The sequence below is a fragment of the Agromyces tardus genome, from assembly GCF_003710805.1.
Lineage (GTDB): Bacteria > Actinomycetota > Actinomycetes > Actinomycetales > Microbacteriaceae > Agromyces > Agromyces tardus.
Genome location: NZ_RHHB01000079.1, coordinates 1 through 9,467, shown reverse-complemented (window position 1 = coordinate 9,467; position 9,467 = coordinate 1). Strand labels below are relative to the sequence as shown.

10 protein-coding genes are annotated in these 9,467 nt (G+C 72.5%); 3 read left to right on the top strand and 7 right to left on the bottom strand.

Annotated features, from left to right (window positions below; translation table 11 throughout):
- The first annotated feature begins 263 nt into the window (after positions 1-263).
- From EDM22_RS19010 to EDM22_RS19000, 3 genes are read left to right on the top strand one after another with little or no spacing between them, the layout of a single operon-like run.
- On the top strand, positions 264-542 hold the full coding sequence (locus EDM22_RS19010) for a metal-sensitive transcriptional regulator (RefSeq protein WP_122938665.1): 279 nt from the start codon (positions 264-266) through the stop codon (positions 540-542).
- 7 nt (positions 543-549) lie between these two features.
- Positions 550-1,443 (top strand): homocysteine S-methyltransferase, encoded by an 894-nt coding sequence (mmuM, locus tag EDM22_RS19005; protein ID WP_122938663.1) that lies wholly within the window; start codon positions 550-552, stop codon positions 1,441-1,443.
- Positions 1,440-1,991 carry an O-acetyl-ADP-ribose deacetylase gene (locus EDM22_RS19000; RefSeq protein WP_122938661.1) on the top strand — a complete coding sequence of 184 codons (552 nt, stop codon included), beginning with the start codon at positions 1,440-1,442 and terminating at the stop codon, positions 1,989-1,991. Before mmuM ends, EDM22_RS19000 begins: the two co-directional genes overlap by 4 nt.
- Before the next feature lie 24 nt (positions 1,992-2,015).
- Here the strand turns inward: EDM22_RS19000 and EDM22_RS18995 are convergent, their stop codons facing one another.
- The 7 genes from EDM22_RS18995 to EDM22_RS18965 all read right to left on the bottom strand — a co-directional run bounded on the left by EDM22_RS18995 (position 2,016) and on the right by EDM22_RS18965 (position 9,298).
- Positions 2,016-2,873, bottom strand: a complete 858-nt coding sequence (locus EDM22_RS18995; RefSeq protein ID WP_138708143.1) for a glycerophosphodiester phosphodiesterase — start codon at positions 2,871-2,873, stop codon at positions 2,016-2,018.
- Positions 2,874-3,025: 152 nt separating this feature from the next.
- Entirely contained in the window at positions 3,026-4,561 is a 1,536-nt protein-coding gene (locus EDM22_RS18990) for an SDR family oxidoreductase (protein ID WP_122938658.1), read from the bottom strand.
- A 32-nt stretch (positions 4,562-4,593) separates the two neighbouring features.
- Positions 4,594-4,833 (bottom strand): hypothetical protein, encoded by a 240-nt coding sequence (locus EDM22_RS18985; RefSeq protein WP_122938656.1) that lies wholly within the window; start codon positions 4,831-4,833, stop codon positions 4,594-4,596.
- A gap of 10 nt (positions 4,834-4,843) precedes the next feature.
- The gene (locus EDM22_RS18980; RefSeq protein ID WP_122938654.1) at positions 4,844-5,704 is read right to left on the bottom strand and encodes an aldehyde dehydrogenase family protein; all 861 of its coding nucleotides are present in this window, start codon (positions 5,702-5,704) and stop codon (positions 4,844-4,846) included.
- Positions 5,701-7,284 carry an aldehyde dehydrogenase family protein gene (locus tag EDM22_RS18975; RefSeq protein WP_122938652.1) on the bottom strand — a complete coding sequence of 528 codons (1,584 nt, stop codon included), beginning with the start codon at positions 7,282-7,284 and terminating at the stop codon, positions 5,701-5,703. The genes EDM22_RS18980 and EDM22_RS18975 overlap by 4 nt, the downstream gene beginning before the upstream one ends.
- Before the next feature lie 17 nt (positions 7,285-7,301).
- Entirely contained in the window at positions 7,302-8,309 is a 1,008-nt protein-coding gene (gene deoC, locus EDM22_RS18970; RefSeq protein WP_122938651.1) for a deoxyribose-phosphate aldolase, read from the bottom strand.
- A 44-nt stretch (positions 8,310-8,353) separates the two neighbouring features.
- Complete coding sequence (locus EDM22_RS18965) at positions 8,354-9,298, bottom strand: sugar-binding transcriptional regulator (protein WP_122938650.1); 945 nt, start codon at positions 9,296-9,298, stop codon at positions 8,354-8,356.
- Positions 9,299-9,467 lie beyond the last annotated feature (169 nt).

Here is a 9,467-nt window from a genome sequence, read left to right as displayed (position 1 = left end):
GACGACGGATGCCGCCGCCGCCACGGGCGCGTGGGCCGCCACCGGCCCCGGCGCCGGTGCCGGCGTCGATGCGGCGGCGCCGGACGCGCCCGTCGCCGCGAAGCCGAGGGCGAGCGCGGCGACGCCGATCAATCGGCGGACGCGGGACGATCGGATGGGGGCCATGGGCCAACGGTAGCGAAGCGCGGGGGTCCCGTCACGGACCGACGCCGATCCGCATGATACCCAGACGGGTATCGCCGGATCCCGGGTATCCTGACAGCGTGATCGAGGACATCAAGAAGCGCGCCCTGCACCGCACGAAGATCATCGAGGGCCAGCTCCGCGGCATCGAGAAGATGATCGAGAACGAGGACTACTGCGTCGACATCATCACGCTGTCGCTCGCCGTGCAGAAGTCCCTGGCCTCCCTCAACAAGCTGCTCGTCGAGAACCACCTGCGCACGCACGTCTCGCACATGTACGAGCAGGGCGGCGACCAGCGCGAGGAGGCGGTCGCCGAGCTCGTGCGCATCTTCGAGCTCTCCAACAACCGCGGATAGGCGCCGCATGGCGCAGTCCGGCCTCCTCGACGCGCTCGCCGAGCGCGCGGTCGTGCTCGACGGCGGGCTCGGCACGCACCTCGAGCGGCTCGGCGCGGATGTCGCATCCGAGCTCTGGAGCGCCCGCGTGCTCCTCGACGACCCCGGCCTCGTGCTGCAGGCGCATCGCGACTACTTCGCGGCGGGCGCCGACGTCGCGATCACGGCGTCGTACCAGGTCACCTACGAGGGCTGCGCCCGCGCGGGTCTCGATCGCGATGCGACCACCGCACTGCTGCGCCGGTCCGTCGAGCTTGCGCGGCGAGCGCGCGACGAGGCGGGTCGCGGCTGGGTCGCGGCATCCGTCGGCCCCTACGGCGCCATGCTCGGCGACGGCTCCGAGTACCGCGGCGACCTCGGTGTCACGGCCGGCGAGCTCGCCGCCTGGCATCGCGAGCGGTTGCGCGTGCTCGCCGACGCCGGAGCCGACCTGCTCGCCGTCGAGACGCTCGGCTCCCTCGCCGAGGTCGACGCGGTGGTGTCCGCGCTCGCGGGCACGGGCGCGCGGGCGTGGATCGCGGTGACGCCCGACGGCGGGCGCCTGCGCAGCGGCGAACCCGTGGCCGAGGCGTTCGCGCTCGCCGATGCGTGCGACGAGGTCATCGCGGTCGGCGTCAACTGCTGCACCCCCGGGGAGGTGCTCGGCGCGGTCACCGCAGCCCGCGGGGCGACGGCGAAGCCGATCGTCGCCTATCCGAACAGCGGCGAGACCTGGGACGGCACGGCACGGCGCTGGCACGGCGACGCCGCCCTCCCGGTGGAGCTCGTCGCATCGTGGCGGGCAGCCGGCGCCGGGCTCATCGGGGGCTGCTGCCGCACCGGACCGGCCGAGATCGCCGCGATCGCCGAGGCCGTGCGATGACCCGCATCGAGCTCGCGATCGGCGACATCACGCGCGAACACGTCGACGCCATCGTGAACGCCGCGAACTCGAGCCTCCTCGGCGGCGGCGGCGTCGACGGCGCGATCCACCGCGCCGGCGGCCCGTCGATCCTCGAGGAATGCCGGGCGCTGCGAGCCACCACCCTTCCCGATGGACTCCCGACCGGCGACGCGGTCGCGACCGGCGCCGGCCTGCTGGCCGCGAGGTGGGTCATCCACGCCGTGGGCCCGGTCTGGCCGGGAGGGGGGCCGCGCGCCGAGGAGCGCCGGCGGCTCCTCGCGTCCGCCTACCGCTCGTCGCTCGACATCGCCGCCGGGCTCGGCGCGGCATCCGTCGCGTTCCCCGCCATCTCGGCCGGCGTCTACGGGTGGCCGGCCGACGACGCCGCCGAGGTGGCGCTCGCGACGGTGGCCGCCGCCGTCGCATCCGATCGCGCACCAGCGCTCGTGCGGTTCGTGCTGTTCTCGTCCCGCATGCACGCGGAGTTCGGCGCGGCCGCGGGGCGGCTGGGTGTCACGGTCGCCTGAGCGCCGAGATCGCCGGCGGCGCGCTCAGGTGCCCGGCGAGGTCACCGCGATCCACATGTCGAGCTCGCTCGGCTGGTCCGTGATGATGCCGTCGACGCCGAGCGCGCTCACCTCCTGCCATCGCTCGCGGGAGTTGAGCGTGTAGCAGAGCACGGCGATGCCCGCGGCGTGCGCGGCCTCGAGGGCGCCGGGTACGGCGGTCACGGATGCCGCGGTCGTGCCGAACCCGATCACGCCGAGGTACGTCGCGAGCGGCACCGGATCGGCCGGCAGCTCGCGGATGAGCATGATGCGCGGCGTCGCGGGCGAGACCTTCTGCAGCGACTGCAGCGTCTCGATGCTGAAGCTCTGCAGCACGACCCGCGAGCGGAGCCCTCGCGCCTCGACGAGGTCGACGACCCGGCGCACGTCGGTCGGCGTCCAGTCGGCCTTGAGCTCGACGAGCGCACGGGCGGCGTCGCGCTCGCGCAGGGCGTCGAGGAATGCCTCGAGCGTCGGGATACGCTCCCCCGCGAAGTCGTGCGAGTACCACGAGCCGGCGTCGAGCCGGGAGACCTCGTCGTACGTGAGGTCGCCGATGGAGCGCGGGTCGTCGGCGATGCGCTCGAGGGTCGTGTCGTGGAAGAGCACGGGCACGCCGTCGCGGGTGAGCTGCACGTCGGTCTCCACGAACGAGAGCCGGTCCATCGCGAGCTCGAGCCCGGGCATCGTGTTCTCGGGCGCCTCGGAGCGATCGCCGCGGTGGCCGACGATGAACGCCGCCTCACCGGGCGCGCGGAGCGCGCCGAAGACGTCGACGGCGTAGACGCTGTTGGGGGTCGCGGCAGCCCAGAGCGTCACGGCGACCACGGCGGTGCCGGTCGCGGCGAGCAGGACGCGCACGGCTCGGCGGGGGCGCCGCAGGAGGCGCGAAGAGGTCGCGACCGTCGGGTCGGTCGCGTCGGGAGCATGACGCACGGGTTCGGTGCCCTTCCACCGCCGCGCGCCGTTGCGCGATCGGTGCGTGACACTGTAGCAGCGCCGTTACCGTTTCGTTATGACTTTTGCGCCTGATTCCGGGCGGATGCCGCGGCCGGCGCGGCCTCGACGTCGTCGCGTCCCGGGCGCGGGGCCTTGCTCGCCGCCTCGGCCTCCGCGGTGATGCGGTTCGCCATGCCGGCGAAGATGACGCCGTGGATCGGCACGATCGACCACCAGTAGAGACGGCCGGCGAGCCCCTTGGGGAAGAACACGGCGCGCTGCCGGTAGCGCGACCCGGTGCCGTCGGGCTCTGCCGCCATCTCGAGCCACGCCCGGCCCGGCACGCGCATCTCGGCACGCAGCCGGAGGAAGCTCCCGCGGTCGATCGCCTCGACCCGCCAGAAGTCCACGGCGTCGCCGACGTGCAGCGTGTCGGGGTCGCGACGGCCGCGGCGCAGGCCCACGCCGCCGAAGAGCTTGTCGATCCACCCCCGCACCGCCCACGCGAGCGGGAACGAGTACCAGCCGTTCTCGCCGCCGACGCCCTCGATGACGGTCCACAGCGCATCGGCACCCGCCTTCGAGCGCTGCTCCCGCTGGTCGACGTACACGGTGTGGCCGGCCCAGTCGGGGTCGCTCGGCAGCGGATCGCTCGGTGCGCCCTCGACCTCGGCGTTGCGCCAGCTCGTCTCGATGTCGCCGCGCTTCTCGCGCTCGAGCGCGAGCCGCACGGATCGTCGGTAGGTGACGAGCCCCTCGGACGGCGGCGGGATGACGGCATCGATGTCATGGTCGTGCATGACGCAGTCGTACTGCAGCGACTCGATGATCGGCACGGCGAGACGCCTGGGAATGGGCGTCACGAGGTTCACCCACTGCCCGGCGAGCCACGGGGTGAGCACGGGCAACGCCGCGATCGGGCGCTGCGGGAGGCCGGCCTCGACGGCGTAGCCGTTCATGAGCTGCCCGTAGCGCAGCACGTCGGGCCCGCCGATGTCGAAGGCGCGATTCACCTCTGGCGGCACGTTCGCGGCCTCGACGAGGTAGTGCAGCACGTCGCGCACGGCGATCGGCTGGATGAAGCTGCGCACCCACCGGGGCGCCGGCATGTAGGGCAGCACCTCGGTGAGGTGGCGGATCATCTCGAACGACGTCGAGCCCGAGCCGATGATGACGCCCGCCTGGAGCACGATGGTGGGCACACCCGATCCGAGCAGGATCTCCCCCACCTTCGCCCGGGAGCGCAGGTGCTGCGAGAGCTCCCCGCCCTGCGGGTGGAGTCCGCCGAGGTAGACGATCCGGCGCACGCCCGCGGCCGTCGCCGCCTGCGCCATCGTGCGGGCGATGGTGAGCTCGGTCTGCTCGAAGTCGCCGTTGCCGCCCATGGAGTGCACGAGGTAGTAGACGACCTCGATGCCGTCGACCGCGCGCGCGACGGCAGCGGCATCCGTGAGGTCGCCCTCGACGACGTCGACCTCGCGCGCCCACGGCACGTCGCGGAGCCGTTCGGCGCGGCGAACGATCACGCGCACCTCGTGACCCGCCTCGATGAGCTTCGGCACGAGCCGGCCCCCGATGTAGCCGGTCGCGCCCGTCACGAGCACCCGCACGTCGACCCCCTGACCCGGCCGACCGCCTCGGGTCAGGACCGTTCGTTGCCTCGACGATAGTTGCCCGAGACGCGCGCCAGCAGGTGCTGCACCTGTGAATCGTCCGCGCGCTGCAGGGCGGCGACGAGCTGGGCGGCGCTCCGGCCGCCGACGGTCATGACCGCGCGGCCGCCGCGCGACACGATGACCCCGCCCAGCTTCGTGACGCGGTAGTCGAACGGGTCGGTCAGCAACCGACCCCGTTCGTCGGAAGCCCCATTGCGTCCGGCCATGGCGTCACCCCTACTTCAGGCTCTTGGTGTGCCAGACCGTCTTCGTCTCGGTGAAGGCGGTGATGCGGTCGAGGGTGGGGGCCGCGGCATCCGGGCCCTGCTCGGGGCGCAGGACGCGCTTGAGCGTGTCGGCCGCTGCGAACTCGAGGTCGACCCAGTCGAGCTCGCCCGCGCCGACGAGGTCGAGCGCGTTGACGTCGGCGTGGCTGGCGAGCCACGGCGCGATCTCGGCGGGCGACCCGGTGAGCACGTTGACGACGCCCTTGGGCACGTCGCTCGTCGCGAGCACCTCGGCGAGGCTGATCGCCGAGAGCGGGAACCGCTCGCTCGCGACCACGACGACCGCGTTGCCGGCGACGAGGGCGGGCGCGACCGCCGAGACGAGGCCGACGAGCGACGAGTCCTGCGGCGCGACGATGGCGACCACGCCCGTGGGCTCGGGGACCGAGATGTTGAAGTACGGACCCGCGACCGGGTTCGCGTTGCCCGCGACCTGGGCGAACTTGTCGGCCCAGCCGGCGTACCAGACCCAGCGGTCGATCGCCTCGTCGACCTGGGCGGATGCCTGCGCGCGCGTCGCGCCCTCGGCGTCCTCGATCTCGGCGACGAACTGCGCCCGGCGCCCCTCCAGCAGCTCGGCGATGCGGTAGAGCACCTGGCCGCGGTTGTAGGCGGTGGCGCCCGCCCAGCCGGCGACTGCGCCGCGCGCGGCCACGACCGCGTCGCGGGCGTCCTTGCGGGAGGCCTTCGCGGCATTGGCGAGGAAGGCGCCCGAGGCCGAGACGACCTCGTAGGTACGCCCGGATTCGCTGCGCGGGAAGGCGCCGCCGATGTAGAGCTTGTAGGTCTTCGGCACGGCGAGGCGGCTCACTTCGCGGCTCCCTTCTTCGCGGCGCGGGTCGTTCGCGTCCTCGTCGGTCGAGCAGGCCGCTCTGCGGCCGTATCGGGTTCCGCGGACGTGGACTCGCCGGTCTCGAGACGGCGCTGCGCGCCTGCTCGACCCGCAGACACGGCGGAGGACGGCGCGAGGTACGCGGCGAGCCCGTGGCGGCCGCCCTCGCGGCCGTAGCCCGACTCCTTGTAGCCGCCGAACGGGCTCGAGGGGTCGAAGCGGTTGAACGTGTTCGCCCACACGACGCCGGCGCGCAGCTGGTCGGCGACCGCGAGGATGCGACTGCCCTTGTCGGTCCAGATGCCGGCCGACAGGCCGTAGGGAGTGTTGTTCGCCTTCGCGATCGCCTCGGCGGGCGTGCGGAACGTGAGCACCGAGAGCACCGGGCCGAAGATCTCCTCTCGGGCGATGCGGTTCGAGGTCTGCACGTTCGTGAAGATCGTGGGCGCGTACCAGAAGCCGTTCTCGGGGATCTCGCACGGCGCGCTCCAGCGCTCGGCCCCCTCGTCGACGCCCGCGTCGGAGAGCTCGTTGATGCGCTCGAGCTGCTCGGCCGAGTTGATGGCGCCGATGTCGGTGTTCTTGTCGAGCGGGTCGCCGAGGCGCAGCGTCGAGAGCCGGCTCTTGAGGCGCTCGACGACCTCGTCGTGGATGGACTCCTGCACGAGCAGGCGGCTGCCCGCGCAGCACACGTGGCCCTGGTTGAAGAAGATGCCGTTGACGATGCCCTCGATCGCCTGGTCGATGGGCGCGTCGTCGAAGACGATGTTCGCGGCCTTGCCGCCGAGCTCGAGGGTGACCTTCTTCTGCGTGCCGGCCACCTGCTTGGCGATCGCACGGCCGACGGCGGTCGAGCCCGTGAAGGCGACCTTGTCGACGCCCTCGTGCGCGACGAGCGCCGCACCCGTGTCGCCCGCGCCCGTGATGATGTTGACGACGCCGGGCGGCAGGTCGGCCTGCTGCAGGATCTCGGCGAACAGGAGCGCCGTGAGCGGGGTCGTCTCGGCGGGCTTCAGCACGACGGTGTTGCCCGCCGCGAGCGCCGGAGCGATCTTCCACGAGAGCATCAGCAGTGGGAAGTTCCACGGGATGACCTGCGCGGCGACGCCGAGCGAGCGCGGGTTCGCGCCGAGCCCCGCGTGGTCGAGCTTGTCGGCCCAGCCCGCGTAGTAGAAGAACCACGCCGCCACCAGGGGCACGTCGACGTCGCGCGACTCCTTGATGGGCTTGCCGTTGTCGAGCGACTCGGCGACGGCGAGCTCGCGGGCGCGCTCCTGCACGAGCCGGGCGATGCGGAAGAGGTACTTGCCGCGGTCGCGGCCGCTCATGCGCGACCACGTGCGGTCGTAGGCACGGCGTGCGGCCGCCACGGCGATGTCGACGTCGGCCGCGTTCGCGTTCGCGATCGTCGCGATGCGCTCCTCGGTCGCAGGCGACGAGGTCTGGAACGGGGTGCCGTGGCCGTCGACGAACTCGCCGTCGATGAAGAGCCCGTAGCTGTCGCGGAGCGAGAGGATCGCCCGCGACTCGGGGGCGGGTGCGTATTCGAGGAAGCTCATGGTTCGGTGCTCTCGTCTCAGTCGATCGTCACGTAGTCGGGGCCGGAGTAGTGCCCGGTCGTCATCTTCTGGCGCTGCAGCAGCACGTCGTTGAGCAGGCTCGACGCGCCGAAGCGGAACAGGTGCGGTTGCAGCCACTCCTCGCCGACGGTCTCCGCGACGGTGACGAGGTACTTGATGGCGTCCTTCGAGGCGCGGATGCCGCCCGCGGGCTTCACCCCGATGCGCTGGCCGGTGGCCAGGTGCCAGTCGCGCACGACCTCGAGCATGAGGAGCGTGACGGGCAGGGTCGCGGCGGGCTGCACCTTGCCGGTGGACGTCTTGATGAAGTCGCCGCCCGCGAGGATCGAGAGCCACGACGCGCGACGCACATTGTCGTACGTGACGAGCTCGCCGGTCTCGAGGATGACCTTGAGCGAGGCGCTCGTGCCGTCGGGGCGGCGGCACGCCTCCTTCACGGCGGCGATCTGGTCGAACACGAGGCCGTAGCGCCCGGCGAGGAACGCCCCGCGGTCGATGACCATGTCGATCTCGTCGGCGCCCGCGGCCACCGCCTCGACCGTGTCGGCGAGTTTGATCTCGAGTGACGCGCGCCCCGACGGGAACGCCGTCGCGACGGCGGCGACGGAGATGCGTCCGTCGTCTGGGTCGCCGTGCGCTCCGCCGAGCGCGTCGACCGCGAAGGGCACCATGTCGCCGTAGACGCACACGGCCGCGACGCGCGGCGTCGTGGCATCCGCCGGATCGGGGTTCACGGCCTTCGCGACGAGCGAGCGCACCTTGCCGGGCGTGTCGGCGCCCTCGAGGGTCGTGAGGTCGATGAGGGAGATGATCTTGTCGAGAGCCCACTTCTTGGAGCTCGTCTTGATGGAGCGGGTGCCGAGGGCGGCGGCGCGCTGCTCGAGTCCCACGGCGTCGACGCCGGCGATGCCGTGCAGGTAGCGCCGGAGCGTGGCGTCGTCGGGTTCGCCGCCGAGCACGGCGAGCGCGCGCTCGCGCGCGGTGACGAGGGAGGTGCCGGACATGGTGGGTGACCTGTCTTCCTGGTGTGGTCGGCGAGGCGGCCGGTTCAGCCGTCGAGGAGGTGGAGCGCCGTCGCCTCGTCGGTGACGAGCACGGAGCAGAGGCCCGAGCGCACGACGGCGTCGGCGACGGCGTGCTTGGCCCGGCCCGAGATGACCGCGATGCGCAGGGGCCCGGCGCGCAGCTCGTCGAGCGTGAGGCCGATGGTGCGGGCATCGAGGGCGGGGTCGACGATGTTGCCGTCGGAGTCGATGTAACGGCCGACGACGTCGCCCACAGCCCCCTTCTGCACGAGCAGGTCGACGTCGCGGTCGCCGAGGTAGCCGCTCTCGATGTGCACGGAGGTGTGGTCGGCCGGTCCGGCGCTGAAGAGGTAGGCGTCGGCGGAGCGGGCGAGCTCGATGACGCCGGCGACGACGCGGTCGGACTCGATCGCCTCCTTCGTGGCGAGATGCTCGAGGATGGCGGGGCTCGGCAGCAGTGTGGCGCTGCCGCCGCCCTTCTGCGCGATGGCGACGGCGGTGGCCGCAGCCGTGCCCGGGCGCCGGTTCAGGCTCACGCCGCCGTTGATCTGCACGACGTTGACCCCCGTCGCCCAGCCGTTGCGCAGGTGCTGGGAGATGTCGAAGAGGGTGCGCCCCCAGCTGACGCCGAGGGTGCGCGGCACGGGTCGGAGCGCCGTGAGGTAGTCGGCCGCTGCCTGCGCGGTGCGTGCCTGCAGCTCCTCGGCGCCCGAGACGCCGGCCGACGACACGACGATCGCGTCGTCGAGTCCGCGCTCCTCGCGGAGTCGCCGCTCGATCGGCAGCCGCCGGGCGCGCGGGTGCAGGATCTCGATGCGGATGAACCCCTGCTGCTTCGCCTGCGCGAGCAACCGGCCGACCTTCCAGCGGGTGAGCCGGAGTGCCTGGCCGATCTCATCCTGGGTCTTGTTCTCTTCGTAGTAGAGCTCGGCCGCCCGGATGGAGAGCAGTTCGTCGGTCTCGTCCATGCGCCTCCCTGTGGTACCAGTCCAGCGTAGGCACGGTCGGTGCGCACAGCAACACTCGCGTGCGATTCTGCTCATATGAGCAGCGTCGCGGCCGCGGGGTGGCGCCGCGCGCGACGACGCCCGCGCGACGCCGCGCTCCGGCGCCGGCGGGAGCCGGGCGGCTCAGGCG